This is a genomic window from Brevundimonas vitisensis (genome assembly GCF_016656965.1).
GTDB lineage: Bacteria > Pseudomonadota > Alphaproteobacteria > Caulobacterales > Caulobacteraceae > Brevundimonas > Brevundimonas vitisensis.
In genome coordinates, this window is the sequence record NZ_CP067977.1 from 2,124,015 (window position 1) to 2,138,567 (window position 14,553).

Consider the following 14,553-nt stretch of genomic DNA (forward strand, 5'->3'; position numbering starts at 1 on the left):
ATGCGCCAGATGACCCGAACCTTCGTCATGATTGCCGCCTTGCTGCTGGGCGGCGGTACCGCCCATGCCCAGGATGCCGCCTCACGGGCCCTGCCGGTCCATGTCGGCGGGCGGGTGATCGTGGATCCGGACGGGGGACTCACCTTCGGCTGGCCCGGCATCTATTTCGAGGCGCGGTTCAGCGGCACGGCGGTGAGGGTGCGGTTCGAGGCCCCGACCGAACACATGCGCCTGCTGATCGACGGACAGGAGCGCGCGGCCTTTCGCCGGCCGGGCCTGGTCGATCTGACGCTGGACGGCCTGGCGCCTGGCGATCACGTCGTGCGGCTGGAGAAACAGACCGAGAGCCAGACCGGTGGCGGCCGTTTCATCGCCTTCGAGGCGGTGGGCGACACGGTGGCCCTGACCTTCATGCCCCGACCGCGCCAGATCGAGTTCATCGGCGATTCCTACACCGTCGGCTATGGCAATACATCGGGACGACGCGAGTGTTCAGCCGCGGAAGTCCACGCCTTCACCGACACCCAGCAGGCGTTCGGTCCCCGCGTTGCCCGCCATTTCGACGCCGACTACCGGACCCATGCCTATTCCGGCTTCGGCATCGTGCGGAACTATGCCGGTACCTCTCCGGACCTCAGCCTGCCGACCCTCTATGGCCGGATGAAGCCGGACGATGCGGAGCGGATGGTGGAGGGTCCTGGCGACTGGCGGCCCCAGGTCATCGTCATCAACCTGGGCACCAACGACTTCTCAACGCCGGTCGGGGCGGGCGAGCGGTGGGCCGACGAGGCCGGTCTGAGGGCCGAATACCGCCAGCGTTACATCGGTTTCGTACGCGATCTGGCGCGTGAGCAACCCCAGGCGCGCTTCATCCTGATGGGATCGGACGCCTTCTTCGGCGACGTTCAGGCGGTGGCCGCCGCCGTCAATGCCGACCAGCCCGATCGGGCCGTCCCCCTGGCCTTTGGCGGCCTGGAACTGGGCGGCTGCGACTGGCATCCCTCGATCGACGACGACGCCCGGATCGCCGAGCTGATCCAAGCCACGATCGAGACCATGGGCGTCTGGAGCAACGAGCTCACGGCGCCCTGATCAGCGCGGCACTGTCAGTCGAAAAGATCTGTCGCGATGTCGGTGATTAGAATGTTGGTCGTCACCCAGCCAGATGAACGACGATAAAGGCTCATCAAGACCATGATCGGCCCGTTCTCGGTATTGATCTGAAAGATGACTCTGCAGAACGTCGGTGTGATGCAGTCAGTTCTGGCCAGTGTCCATCCCGTGATCGGTCCGTAGGTCTGGAGGATGAAGGTGCTCTGGGAGATCAGAGTCTGAAGCTCCAGCGTCTTTCCCTCCGCCAATGTGCCGGCAAAGAGGTCGGTATAGGCACGGCTGACCTCGCCTGCCTGAAGGGCAGTGAAGAAGCGGTCGGTCAACGGGCGTGTTTCCGCGATGGCCTGAGCTGACATCGGCGGGGTAGGATCGTCTTGGGCTAGAGCCGGTGATGCCAAGGAAATCAGCGCAACGACGACAGCAATGAGCCTAAACATGACCTTCTCCCTCTCCGTTCGGCCTTAGGCATAATCCTGCAACGGCCGGACATCCAGGGCGTCCGCCTGGATGGCACCGATCGCCTGAGAGGCGGCCAAGGCACCGGCCGAGGTGGTGTAATACGGGATCTTCATCATCAGAGCGGTGCGACGCAGGCTAAAACTGTCCTGCAGCGACTGCTTGCCCTCGGTGGTGTTGAAGACCAGCTGGACCTCGCCGTTCTTCATGGCGTCGACGATGTTGGGACGTCCCTCCAGCACCTTCTTCACATGGCCGACCGGCAGGCCCTGTTCGACCAGATAGGCGTGCGTCCCGCCGGTGGCGATCACCGAGAAGCCCTGTTTCAGCAACAGGGCGACAGCCTCGACGATGAAGGGCTTGTCGTCATCCTTGACCGAGACGAAGGCGCATCCGGCGGTCGGCAGGGTGGTGCCGCCACCGATCTGGGACTTGGCAAAGGCGCGGGCGAAGGCCGGGGCCATGTCCGCCTCGTCCTCGCGCTTCCAGTCCAGGCCCATGACCTCGCCGGTCGAGCGCATCTCCGGGCCCAGGATGGTGTCGACGCCGGCGAACCGGGCGAAGGGGAAGACCGCTTCCTTGACCGCGATATGGTCATAGGGCCGGTCGGCCAGGGCAAAGGATTTCAGCGGCACCCCCGCCATGACCTTGGCGGCGATGGCGGCGATCGGCTGGCCGATGGTCTTGGCCACGAAGGGGGCCGTGCGGCTGGCGCGCGGGTTCACCTCCAGCACGAAGATGCGCGGATTCTCGCTGTGGGGCTCTTCGATGGCGAACTGGACGTTCATCAGGCCCCGCACCTTCAGCGCCCGGGCCATGGCCTCGGTCTGGCGCTTCAGCTCGGCCACGATCCCGGCTGACAGGGAGTGGGGCGGCATGGAACAGGCGCTGTCGCCCGAGTGGACCCCGGCTTCTTCGATATGTTCCAGCACCCCGGCCACGAACACCGTCTCGTCGTCGCACAGGGCATCGACGTCGACCTCGGTCGCGCGGTTCAGATAATGGTCGATCAGGACCGGATCCTCGCCCGAGACCCTCATGGCCTCGCCGACATAGCGGTCCAGCTGGTCGCGGTCGTGGACGATCATCATGCCGCGGCCGCCCAGCACATAGGAGGGGCGCAGCACGACGGGATAGCCGACCTCGTCCGCCTTGTCGGCGGCTTCCTGGGCCGACCGGGCCAGGCCGTTGGGCGGCTGCATCAGGCCGATGTCGTTCAGCATGACCTGGAACCGCTCGCGATCCTCGGCCAGATCGATGGAGTCCAGCGACGTGCCCAGGATCGGAATGCCGTCCTCGTGCAGGGCATGGGCCAGTTTCAGCGGGGTCTGGCCGCCGAACTGCACCACCACACCGATCAAGTCGCCCTTCGACCGCTCGACCTCGATCAGCTCCAGCACGTCTTCGGCTGTCAGGGGCTCGAAATACAGCCGGTCGGAGGTGTCATAGTCGGTGGAGACGGTCTCTGGGTTGCAGTTGACCATGATGCTTTCGACGCCGATGTCGGCGAAGGCAAAGGCGGCGTGACAGCAGCAGTAATCGAACTCGATCCCCTGGCCGATCCGGTTGGGACCGCCGCCCAGGATGATGGCCTTTCGCGCGCCGGACGGCTCGGACTCGCACTCCGGAACCTGGCCCAGGGCGCCGGTCTCATAGGTCGAATACATATAGGCGGTGGCGGATGCGAACTCGGCCGCACAGGTGTCGATGCGCTTGAAGACCGGGCGGACACCCAGGCTGCGGCGCTGGCACCGGACCTCGCGCTCGGTCGTGCTGGTCAGGTGGGCCAGGCGGGCGTCAGAGAAGCCCATGGCTTTCAGGCGGCGGAAGTCGGCGGGCTTGGTCGGCAGACCCTTGACCCGGACATGCCCCTCTTCGCGCACGATGTCGGCGATCTGGCGCAGGAACCAGGGCTCATAGGAACAGGCGGCCTGGACCTCTTCGACCGTCAGCCCGTGACGGAAGGCCTGGGCGATCACGAGGATACGGTCGGGCGTCGGCTGGCCCAGCGCCCGCACCACGGCGGCCCGCGCTCCGGCTTCGTCATCGACATCGGTCGTGCCCTCGATCTCGACGTCGTCGAAGCCGCTCAGGCCGGTCTCCAGCCCGCGCAGGGCCTTCTGCATCGATTCCTGGAAGGTCCGCCCGATCGCCATGACCTCGCCCACCGACTTCATCGAGGTCGACAGGCTGGCCTCGGCACCCGGATATTTCTCGAAGGCAAAGCGGGGGATCTTGGTGACGACATAGTCGATGCTGGGCTCGAACGAGGCCGGCGTGACCATGGTGATGTCGTTGGTCAGTTCGTCCAGGGTGTAGCCGACCGCCAGGCGGGCCGCGACCTTGGCGATGGGAAAGCCGGTGGCCTTGGAGGCGAGGGCCGAGGACCGCGACACGCGCGGGTTCATCTCGATCACCACCATCCGGCCGTCGGCGGGGTTGATGGCCCACTGGACGTTCGATCCGCCCGTCTCGACGCCGATTTCGCGCAGCACATTGATCGAGCCGGTCCGCATCCGCTGATACTCTTTGTCGGTCAGCGTCAGGGCGGGGGCGACGGTAATGCTGTCACCGGTGTGGACGCCCATCGGGTCCACATTCTCAATGGAGCAAATGATGATGCAGTTGTCCGCCTTGTCGCGGACGACCTCCATCTCATACTCCTTCCAGCCCAGAACGGATTCCTCGATCAGCACCTCGGTGGTGGGGCTGAGGTCCAGGCCTCGCAGGACGATTTCCTCGAACTCCTCGCGGTTGTAGGCGATGCCGCCTCCGGTGCCCGCCAGGGTGAAGCTGGGGCGGATGATGGCGGGCAGGCCGACGAACTCCAGCCCTTCCAGCGCCTCCTCCATCGAGTGGGCTGCCTTGGAGCGCGGGCTTTCCAGCCCCAGCTTGTCCATGGCGTCGCGGAATTTCTGGCGGTCTTCGGCCTTGTCGATGACCTCGGCCTTGGCCCCGATCATCTCCACGCCGTATTTCGCCAGCACGCCCGAGGCATCCAGCGCCAGGGCCGTGTTCAGCGCGGTCTGTCCGCCCATGGTGGGCAGAAGGGCGTCGGGGCGCTCCTTCTCGATGATCTTCTCGACCATATCGGGCGTGATCGGCTCGATATAGGTGGCGTCGGCCAGCTCCGGGTCGGTCATGATCGTGGCCGGGTTGGAGTTGACCAGGATGACCCGATACCCCTCGGCCTTCAGCGCCTTGCAGGCCTGGACCCCCGAATAGTCGAACTCGCACGCCTGGCCGATGACGATGGGCCCGGCCCCGATGATCAGGATCGACTGGATGTCCGTACGTTTGGGCATCTCAGCCTCCTCTAATTGGTCACGACCGCGCACTCCCAGCCGTCATAGTCCAGCTGAAAGGCCGCGGCCCAGGATTGCATCATGGCGCTGACGGGGGCGAAGGACGCCGCATCGACGGGAATGGTGGTCTCAAGCACGGTCGCGTCATCGGCACCGCGCGTGATGAAGCCGGCGCGGCGCGCAACCTCGTTCAGGTCGTCGTGATCGCCGTCACCGTGGAAATAGAACAGGGTATGGCGCGGCGTGACGCCGGAATCGCCATGGGCCGCCAGGGACGCGCGAATGGCTGCGTCGCGCTCTTCGTGCGGGACCTCGCTCTCGTCCACCGTGATCGGCTCCTGGCGCGCGCGACCGAGCTGCGACAATGCGCCGCGCCAGCCGTTCGGGTTGTCGGTTAAGCGGCTCGTTTAGAGCGCCGCGTGGTTGCGATCAATGCGTTTCTTGGGGCCCGATGCCGGCCGCTCAAAGCGGCGAATTCCATGCCGCAATGCAACAACACCGCTGCTGAAAAGCGTCGAATCTGTGACGAAAAAGCGTCTGAAGGGTTGGTTTTGCCCAATCCATCGGCCATGGTCAGCTTCTATGTATCGGTCGGCGGCTCTCTCACGCCGACTTCAAGGAGGGTCCTTCATGTCTGCACGTCGTCTTCGCGGCTCATCAAGTCTGGCGGGTGGCACGCTCGCCGCTGTGCTTCTGCTCGTTCCCGGTCTGGCCGTTGCGCAGGCTCAATCTTCGCAGGATCCCGAGGACGATGAGGCGACTGAAGTCGAGGAACTGGTCGTTACCGGCTCCCGCATTCCGCAGAACGAGTTCACAAGTCCGTCGCCGATCCAGGTCCTGACGACCGACCGCGCCCAGCAGCGCGGGATCAGCGACACGGCCCAACTGCTGCAAAGCTCCACCCTGGCGGCGGGTTCGCCCCAGGTGAACGCCGCCATCTCGACGGCCTTTGTGACCGACGGCGGACCGGGCGCTTCGACCATCTCCCTGCGCGGTCTGGGAGCTAACCGGACTCTGGTTCTGCTGAACGGCCGTCGCGCCGGACCGGCCGGGACCCGCGGCGGCGTGTCCGCCTTCGACCTGAACGTCATCCCTCAATCGTCCATCGACCGCATTGATGTGCTGAAGGATGGCGCCTCGTCCATCTACGGTTCGGACGCCGTCGCCGGGGTCGTCAACCTGATCACCCAGCGTTCGCGCGACGGGGCCGAGTTCTCGACCTATGCCAGCGTCCCCTTTGAACAGGGCGGCGAGCAGTACAACATCTCGGGCACCTTCGGAAAAAGCTTCGACCGCGGTTATCTGAACGTCTCGGCCGACTATTACCGTCAGGAAGCCCTTCGTGCCGGCGACCGCGAGGACCTGATCTGTACCAACCAGTTCGTGTTCGAGCCCGGCACCCGCACCCGCGCCGACCGCATCGATCCGCGCACCGGACAGCCGCAGTGTACCGACCTCAGCTGGGGCCAGATCTACGTCTATGGACCCGATTTCTCGGGCCGGGCCGGTCGCTTCCAGTTCGACTATGACGGCAACCTGGGCAATTTCATTCCCACGCGTCCGACCAATCCGGCGGTCAGCGCCCAATATCCGAATGCCCCGGCCGGCTTCTATCTGGTCAACTACGACATCCCTTCGCGCGCGGTGACGAACAACCTGAGCGAATATGCCTATGACGCGACCATCATTCCGGAGATCGAACGCTACACGGTCTTCGTGGACGGTGCCTATGAACTGGGCGGTGGTGTCGAAGCCTATGCCGAACTGCTGCTGAACCGCCGCGAGAGCCGGACCGACAGCTATCGCCAGTTCTGGAACTACACCTACACCAACGACTTCCTGGACTTCTATTATGGCCCGGGTGCCGGCGGCGATCCTCTGACCGGCTTCAGCGGCCTGAACCTGCTCAGCGCCACGCCGATCACCGACCACTTCGATTCCGAACAGATCGTTGACTACGCTCGCGTCGTCCTGGGTCTGCGCGGCGACATCGGGGGCGGCTTCCTGGACGGTTGGTCCTGGGACATCTACGGCCAGTACAGCCGCTCGGACGGCGACTACAGCCAGGACGTCATCCTTCAGGATGCGGTTGACTCGACCAGCTTCAAGACGTCGTCCTGCGTCGGCACCAACCTGCCGGTCAGCGGTCGTCCCTGTATCGATGTCGACTTCACGGACCCGGACTTCCTGGCCGGCCGCCTGACTCAGGCCGAGCGCGACTTCCTGTTCGACAACGAGACGGGCAACACCCTCTACGAACAGACCTATGTCGAAGGCTCGCTCGCGGGCAATCTCTTCGAGCTGCCGGCGGGGCCGCTCGGCCTGGCCGTCGGTTTCCACCTGCGCAAGGATGAGATCAACGACACGCCCGGCGAGATCACCCTGGCGAACAACAGCTGGGGTCTGTCCGGTGCGGGCATCACTGCCGGCGACGAGGAGACGAAGGAAGTCTTCGCCGAAGCCGCCATTCCGCTGCTGGTTAATGCGCCCTTCGCCCGCAGCCTCGATCTGTCGCTGTCGGGTCGCTACACCGACACCAAGACCTCGGGCGATGCCTCGACCTACAAGATCGGCCTCAACTGGGCGATCAATGATGCGGTCCGCTTCCGGGCGACCCACGGAACGTCCTTCCGTGCCCCGGCTCTGTTCGAGCTTTATCTCGCCGACCAGACCAGCTTCATCGCCCAGCGCAGCATCGACCCGTGTCTGAACCTCGCGACGCGCGTGGCTGACGGCCAGATCTCCGTCACCGATCCGATCTACGTCAACTGCACCAATCCGGCCGGACCGGGCGGCGGTGTGTCGCCGACGTTCACGGGCGGTGTCGTCACGGCCACGGTTGTGACCGGTGGCGGCCTGGGCGTCCTCGAACCCGAAACCTCCAAGTCCACGGTGATCGGCGTCGTTCTCACTCCGCCGGACAGCAACCTGAGCCTGGCGATCGACTACTTCGACATCGAGATCAACGACGAGGTCGCGGTTCTGGGTGCGGCGGGCATTCTGCAGGCCTGCTACCTGTCCGAGAACTTCCCCGCCGATCCGATCTGCAACCAGTTCGACCGGAACCCCACGTCCCGGTCGATCGACGAGGTGCGCGATTCCTACATCAACATCTCTCAGCAGAATAACCGTGGCCTGGACTTCACCGCGCGCTGGTTCGGTGATTACGGCTGGGGAACCCTGACCCTGGACAGCCAGACCACCTGGACGCTGGAAGACGTGACGGCGACCTTCGCCGACTTCACGACCGACCCGCGCGGGAACATCGGCAACCCTGAACTGGTCGGCAACATCAACGCGACCGTTTCGCGCGGACCGTGGACGGCCTTCTGGGGCTTCGACTGGATCGGCAAACAGGACAACACCGCCGACATCATCCGTCTGGGCGGCACGCCGACCCAGCTGATCGACGGACGCCTGACCGAACAGAAGGCCTCGGCCGAGTTCACCGGCTTCCACAGCGTGTCCCTGGCCTATGAGTTCGAAGGCTGGACCCTGTCGGGTGGTGTCGCCAACCTGTTCGACGAGCGGGCCCCCGCTGCCTCTTCGGCACGGGCCTCGGTGCAAGGGAACTCGGTGTTCGCTTCGCAGTACACCGAAGCCTACTACGGACGCCGCGGCTTCGTGCGGTTCAGCAAGTCGTTCTGATTTCGATCGGATCGATCTGACAGTGAAGGAGGGCGGCGGCGCGATCCGCCGCCCTTTTTCTTTTGACCTGAGCGCTGGTCTCAACGAGACGAGCAGCCAAACCAGACACTGAGGCACGCATGGCGATCATTCGCGGAATAAAGGACACCTTGAACGCGCAGGTCGCTCGCTTCGAACAGGTGCCGCTGTCACAGCCGGTGATGCTGAACAGCATTCCCAAGGGCGGTACCCACCTGATCCGCAACATCGTGCGGATGTTCGTGCCGGTGGAGCAGCATCACGACCGCGACTTCGTCCAGATCCCCAACATGCACCAGCATCTGGACGCGTTCGACCCGAATGCCCCCAAGCTCTCCAGCGCCCATCTCCTGTTCAGCGATCAGTCCGCAGCCAATATCCGGTATGCCCGCCACATCCTGCTGATCCGGGACCCGTATGACTGGGTGCTGGCCCGGGCGCGCTTCTTCGTCTCGGACGCTTTCGAGCAGGAGAATATCAAACACCTGAAGACGGGGCTGTTTTCCGCCGACCAGATCATCAACATGATGATCTTCGGCATCCATCAGAAATCGCCATCGCTGATCGACATCTACACCCACAATGCTGTCGCATGGCTGGGCACAGCGGTGACGGTGATCCGCTATGAAGACATCATCGCGGCGCTCAGGGACCTGGAGACCTCTCAGGCCGAAGCCTTCTTCGCCGATCTTCTCGGAGCCGCCGGGATCGCCATGCCCGCCGACTGGCGCGAACGGGTGCGGATCGGGTCAGACCCGCGTCTCAGCCGTACGGCGCGCGAGAACCTCAAGCTGCCCGATGGCCTGACCTTTCCGAAAAGCCTGTCCGACACCCAGAAAGCCCTGGTCGACTTTCAGGCCCCAGGCCTGCGACGCGCGCTCGGCTATACCTGATCGGCCCGGGCCGCGATCCAGGCGGGAAGGTCGGCGATGGTGTCGAGTGCGCCGTAGCGGGGGTGGCCTTCGGGGGCGTCGGCCAGTTCGTGGGCCCAGGTGACGACATAGGGGATGTGCACGGCAAAGGCCCCCGCTTCGATGGCAGGCAGGACGTCCGACTTCATCGAATTGCCGGCCATCAGGGCCTCGGCCGGGCCGGTGCCGTGGCGGTCGAACACCCGGCGATAGGTGCCGGTGTCCTTTTCCGACACGATCTCGACCGCTGCGAACAGCTCGCCCAGGCCCGAGGCGGCCAGCTTGCGCTCCTGGTCCAGCAGGTCCCCCTTGGTGATCAGCACCAGCCGATAGCGCTCGGCCAGGGCGGCCAGGGTCTCGTCCACCCCCGGCAGGGTCTCGACCGGGTGGGCCAGCATTTCGCGCCCCGCCGCCAGGATTTCGCGCACGACCTCGGGCGGAGCACCGCCCTCGCACAGCTCCATCGCCGTCTCGATCATCGACAGGGTGAAGCCCTTCACCCCATAGCCATAGAGCCGCAGGTTCCGCCGCTCGACCTCGGCCAGCCGCGTCTCGATGGTCTCGCGGTCGCCATGGTCATCCAAGAGATCGACGAACCGCGCATGGGTCAGGCGGAAGATCGTCTCATTGTGCCAAAGGGTGTCATCGGCATCGAGGCCGACGGTGGTGATGGTCATGGTCTGGGCTCCAGGCGAGGCCCCCGCTCTGGCCCGAGGCGGTCGCAGGTGCAAGGGCGGGGTGTCAACGCGACGCGTTGCGGTGCGCGGCGACCAGGGGCCTAGATAACCGCCAAGGCATCATCTCGCGCCGGAGCGACAAGGGATCAGCATGACGGACGAAGCAGCGGTCGTGATCGGTGCGACGGGGGGTGTGGGGGCGGCCGTGGTCGAACAGCTGCGCGCCTCTGGCCGCTATGGCGTGGTCCATGCCCTGTCGCGCTCCGGAACCGGGCTGGACCTGGAGGATGAAGCGACCATTGCTGCGGCGGCAACGACCATAGGGCAGGGCCCCGCTCCCACCCTGGTCTTCGTGGCCACGGGCGTTCTTCACAACGGCCCATCGCCCGAGCGGACCTATCGGTCCCTTTCGGCCGCGCATCTGCTGCGGGACTATCGCGTCAACGCCATAGGCCCGGCTCTGGTCGCCAAGCATTTCCTGCCGCTGCTGCCACGGGACCGGCGGGCGGTCTTTGTGGCCTTGTCGGCGCGGGTGGGGTCGATCGGCGACAACCGTCTGGGCGGCTGGCATGCCTATAGGGCGTCCAAGGCGGCGCTGAACATGATCCTGACGAATCTGTCGATCGAGATGGCGCGCAGTCACCCTCAGGCGGTGATTGCGGGGCTGCATCCGGGCACGGTCGATACCGCCCTTAGTCGGCCGTTCCAGAAAGGGGTCTCGCCGGAGCGGCTGTTCACGCCAGACCGATCCGCACACGCGTTGCTGACGGTGCTGGATGGCCTGACGCCGGCCGACAGCGGTGGGGTGTTTGCCTGGGACGGGGTGCGCATCCCGGCCTGAAGCCCTTCTCGCTGCCTGTTCACCGTCTCGATTCACCGCCTTCCTTGGCGATTTGTCAGTAAAGCCGGCGCAGGCTGACGGCCGGTTTCCTTGCGCGCTGCAGGAGGTGGTCATGGCCTACCCAGGCGGCCCTGCGCCGCACTTGCCGGACTCCGGGCTCCAGCCCGCATCGACGACAGGCGACGGCCCGCCCTATGCTGCAGCCTATGAAAGCCTGACCTTTCCCTATCTGACGCGCGGTCGGCGTGAACTCAGCGTGACCCTGGCGGCGCAGCCGGTGTTCGACCTGATCGCCCAGCGCGCGGTCAGCCGCCGGGTCCGCCGGATCATTCGCCACAAGGGGGGTGAACGCGCCCTGCTGGGCCGCCGCACGCTGGAGCCCGTCGACCTGCGCCGCATCGACCTTCTGACCCTGGGCCATGGCCTGGACCTGTTGCGGCTGAACAGCGAGGACAGCGGCGTCCTGCCCGCCTTCTGGCGGACGGCGGCGACCAGCCACGGCCGGTTTGCCCTGCTGTATGCGGGGCTCCAGCACCAGAGCGCCCCGGCCATGCTGCTGCTGGAAATCATGGGCGGGCCAGAGGTCGCGGGCGTCGAGGCCCTGGCCGAGGCGATCGGCCATCTGCAGACCGAGCGTCTCAACGTCATCCTGCATGTCGCGCCCGATGCCGATCTGATCGCGGGCATGGACGGAACCGGGGCGCACTGCCTGGCGATCGACTTCGCCGGGGTGGACCAGACTGGCGCGAGGGGCTGGGAAGAGGCGACCCGCCTGATCGCGGCGGCCCGCCAGGCGGCGACCCAGGTCCTGATCCTGAATCTGCGTCCCGAAAGCGGCCCTGCCGCCGCTGCCGCCGGGGCCACACATGCCGTCTTTGCGCCGATGGAATCGCTGACGGTCTGACTCTGCGGTTGACGCCCCGGCCTGCGTTGGGCCTTTGATCGCCGCCATGGCCCGATCCCGGGCCGTTCAGTCGGGCGCAGGCATGAGCGACAATCCCCTGGTGGCCAACACCCTGTCGGTCAACGAATTGTCGGATCGGCACAAGCTGGGCTGGGGTCTGGCGGCCTTGGTCGTGGCCGGGAACATGATCGGCTCGGGGCTATATCTGCTGCCGGTCAGCCTGGCCCCCATCGGCGCGTCCTCGGTGATCGGCTGGATCGTGGCGGCGATCGGTGCGGCGACCCTGGCCCTGGTGTTCGGCGCGCTCGGTCGCCTGCGACCCGAGGCCGATGGCCTTGCCGGGTTCGCCGAGGCGGGTCTGGGCCGGTTCGCCGGCTTCCAGGTCTCGCTGGCCTTTTGGATCGCCTGTCTGGTCGGCAATGTGGCCGTGGCCGTGGCGGCGACCGGCTATCTCGGTTTCTTCTGGCCTGTGCTGAAGGATCCGGTGGCGGCGACCCTGTGCAATCTCGGTCTGATCTGGGCCGCCACCCTGGCCTATATCGTAGGGGCGCGTACCGCCTCCTGGCTGGCGGCCACGGCCCTGGTGGTCGGCCTGATCCCGATCGTCATCGCCGTGGTGGCCGGGGCTGTGGCCTTCGATCCTGACCTGTTCGCCGCCTCCTGGAATCCGGCGGGTGGGTCGCTGGTCCAGTCGGTGCCCGCCTCCCTGGCCGTGATCTTCTGGGCCTATCTGGGGCTGGAGAGTGCGGCGGCCCTGTCGCACCGGGTGCGGCACCCGGCCCGCGACGTCGGGCGTGCCTCCATGGTGGGAGTGGCCCTGGCCACGGCCGTCTATATCGCCGCGACCGTCGCCGTGTTCGGCGTGGTGCCCCTGGCCCAGCTTTCCAACTCGACCAGTCCCTATGCCGATCTGGCCGGACAGGTGTTCGGTGCCTCCATCGCCGGTTTCGTTGCCCTGTGCGCCATCGCCAAGACCTTTGGCACCATCGGGGGCTGGACCATGATGGGCGGCGAGACGGCGCGCGCCGCCGCCCGCAAGGGCTATATGCCCGCCGGCTTTGGCCAGGGGGACCGCACCCCTATCGCCAATCCCCTGCTGGGGGCCGCCCTGATGAGCGTGGTGGTGGTCCTGTCGGGCCAGCCGACCCTGGGCGGCCAGTTCGGCATGCTGGTGGGGGTGACCTCGGTGCTGGCCCTGCTCATCTATGCCGTCTGTTCCATCGCCCTGTGGCGCCTGGCCCGGCGGTCGCAGGCCCGGATCATCGCCGTCGCCGGACTGGCCTTCGCCCTGGCCGCCGTCGCTTTTGCTGCGCCCGGCTACATCCTGCCGTCGGCGGGCTTCTTCGTGCTGACGACCACGATCTGGTTCTGGCGGGTGCGTCGGTCACTGCCGCCGGTTGACCGGGGCGCTGCGGCCCCTTAGCAACGCCGCGCCCCATTCCCGGTGTCTGCTGATCGGGATTCGGTGCTAAGGAGCCTGTCATGACCGCTCAGCATCCCCATGCCCCCCTGATCGAAGGCTGCACCGGCGTGCTGGCCCTGGCCGACGGCACCATCCTGCAAGGCATCGGCGTCGGGGCGACCGGCACGGCCCTGGGCGAGGTGGTCTTCAACACGGCCATGACGGGTTATCAGGAAATCCTGACCGACCCGTCCTACATGAGCCAGATCCTGGCCTTCACCTTTCCCCACGTCGGCAACACCGGCACCAATATCGACGACATCGAGCAGATGGGCGGGGGGTCTGATACCTCCGCGCGCGGTGCGATCTTTCGCGACCTGCCGACCGATCCGGCCAATTGGCGCAGCGACGCCACCCTGGATGCCTGGATGAAGCGCCGCGGTGTCGTGGGCCTGTCCGGCATCGACACGCGCGCCCTGACCCGCATCATCCGCGAGCGTGGTGCCCCCCATGCCGTGATCGCCCATGACCCCGAGGGCCGGTTCGACCTGGAGGCCCTGGTGGCTCAGGCCAAGGCCTGGACGGGCCTGGTCGGGCTGGACCTGGCCAAGGCGGCCTCCACCCTGCAGTCGTTCCAGTGGGACGAGGGGCTGTGGGACTGGCCCGCCGGCCATCCGCGCGTCGACGGGGCAGGCAAGTCGGTCGTGGTCATCGACTATGGAGTGAAGCGCAACATCCTGCGGGCCCTGGCCTCCAGCGGCGTCGCCATCACCGTGGTGCCGGCCACGACCTCGGCCGAGGACATCCTGGCCCGCAACCCGGACGGGGTGGTCCTGTCCAACGGACCGGGCGATCCGGCGGCGACCGGCGAATATGCGGTGCCCGAAATCAAGAAGCTGGTGGAGTCGGGCAAGCCGATCTTCGGCATCTGCCTGGGGCATCAGATGCTGGCCCTGGCCCTGGGTGCCCGGACCGTCAAGATGGAGCAGGGGCACCACGGGGCCAACCATCCGGTCAAGGACCTGACGACGGGCAAGGTCGAGATCGTGTCCATGAACCACGGCTTCACCGTCGATCGCGACAGCCTGCCCGATGCCGTGATGGAAACCCACGTCAGCCTGTTCGACGGCACCAACTGCGGCATCGCGCTCAAGGACCGGCCGGTCTTCAGCGTCCAGTACCACCCCGAGGCCTCGCCGGGCCCCACCGACAGCCTGTATCTGTTCCAGCGCTTCCGCGACGCAATGGGCGTGTAATCGTCTCGGGTGCCACGGCACC

General features: G+C 66.1%; 11 protein-coding genes. 7 read left to right on the plus strand and 4 right to left on the minus strand.

Annotated elements, in window-relative coordinates:
* Window positions 1–1,092, plus strand: a complete 1,092-nt coding sequence (locus JIP62_RS10790) for an SGNH/GDSL hydrolase family protein (protein WP_230974734.1) — start codon at window positions 1–3, stop codon at window positions 1,090–1,092.
* A 14-nt stretch (window positions 1,093–1,106) separates the two neighbouring features.
* Here the strand turns inward: JIP62_RS10790 and JIP62_RS10795 are convergent, their stop codons facing one another.
* From JIP62_RS10795 to JIP62_RS10805, 3 genes are read right to left on the minus strand one after another with little or no spacing between them, the layout of a single operon-like run.
* Window positions 1,107–1,550 carry a hypothetical protein gene (locus tag JIP62_RS10795; RefSeq protein WP_201102191.1) on the minus strand — a complete coding sequence of 148 codons (444 nt, stop codon included), beginning with the start codon at window positions 1,548–1,550 and terminating at the stop codon, window positions 1,107–1,109.
* Window positions 1,551–1,574: 24 nt separating this feature from the next.
* Window positions 1,575–4,874: a carbamoyl-phosphate synthase large subunit gene (carB, locus tag JIP62_RS10800; RefSeq protein ID WP_201102192.1), complete on the minus strand. Its 3,300-nt coding sequence runs from the start codon at window positions 4,872–4,874 to the stop codon at window positions 1,575–1,577.
* An 11-nt stretch (window positions 4,875–4,885) separates the two neighbouring features.
* Window positions 4,886–5,239, minus strand: coding sequence for a hypothetical protein (locus JIP62_RS10805; RefSeq protein ID WP_230974735.1), 354 nt, complete (start codon window positions 5,237–5,239; stop codon window positions 4,886–4,888).
* Window positions 5,240–5,504: 265 nt separating this feature from the next.
* Here JIP62_RS10805 and JIP62_RS10810 point away from each other — a divergent pair, with 265 nt between their 5' ends.
* The gene (locus JIP62_RS10810) at window positions 5,505–8,522 is read left to right on the plus strand and encodes a TonB-dependent receptor domain-containing protein (protein ID WP_201102193.1); all 3,018 of its coding nucleotides are present in this window, start codon (window positions 5,505–5,507) and stop codon (window positions 8,520–8,522) included.
* A gap of 119 nt (window positions 8,523–8,641) precedes the next feature.
* A complete protein-coding gene (locus JIP62_RS10815; RefSeq protein WP_201102194.1) occupies window positions 8,642–9,433 on the plus strand; it encodes a hypothetical protein in 792 nt (263 codons plus the stop codon).
* Here JIP62_RS10815 and JIP62_RS10820 read toward each other — a convergent pair.
* Window positions 9,424–10,128, minus strand: a complete 705-nt coding sequence (locus JIP62_RS10820) for an HAD family hydrolase (RefSeq protein ID WP_201102195.1) — start codon at window positions 10,126–10,128, stop codon at window positions 9,424–9,426. The two genes, JIP62_RS10815 and JIP62_RS10820, sit on opposite strands and share 10 nt — an antisense overlap.
* A 151-nt stretch (window positions 10,129–10,279) precedes the next feature.
* On the opposite strand from JIP62_RS10820, the gene JIP62_RS10825 reads away from it, so the two are divergent.
* The 4 genes from JIP62_RS10825 (at window position 10,280) to carA (ending at window position 14,531) form a co-directional block, all read left to right on the plus strand.
* Entirely contained in the window at window positions 10,280–10,969 is a 690-nt protein-coding gene (locus JIP62_RS10825) for an SDR family NAD(P)-dependent oxidoreductase (protein ID WP_201102196.1), read from the plus strand.
* 112 nt (window positions 10,970–11,081) lie between these two features.
* Window positions 11,082–11,873, plus strand: a complete 792-nt coding sequence (locus JIP62_RS10830) for a hypothetical protein (protein WP_201102197.1) — start codon at window positions 11,082–11,084, stop codon at window positions 11,871–11,873.
* Between the two features lie 82 nt (window positions 11,874–11,955).
* The gene (locus JIP62_RS10835) at window positions 11,956–13,296 is read left to right on the plus strand and encodes an amino acid permease (RefSeq protein ID WP_201102198.1); all 1,341 of its coding nucleotides are present in this window, start codon (window positions 11,956–11,958) and stop codon (window positions 13,294–13,296) included.
* Window positions 13,297–13,355: 59 nt separating this feature from the next.
* Entirely contained in the window at window positions 13,356–14,531 is a 1,176-nt protein-coding gene (carA, locus tag JIP62_RS10840) for a glutamine-hydrolyzing carbamoyl-phosphate synthase small subunit (protein WP_201102199.1), read from the plus strand.
* Window positions 14,532–14,553 lie beyond the last annotated feature (22 nt).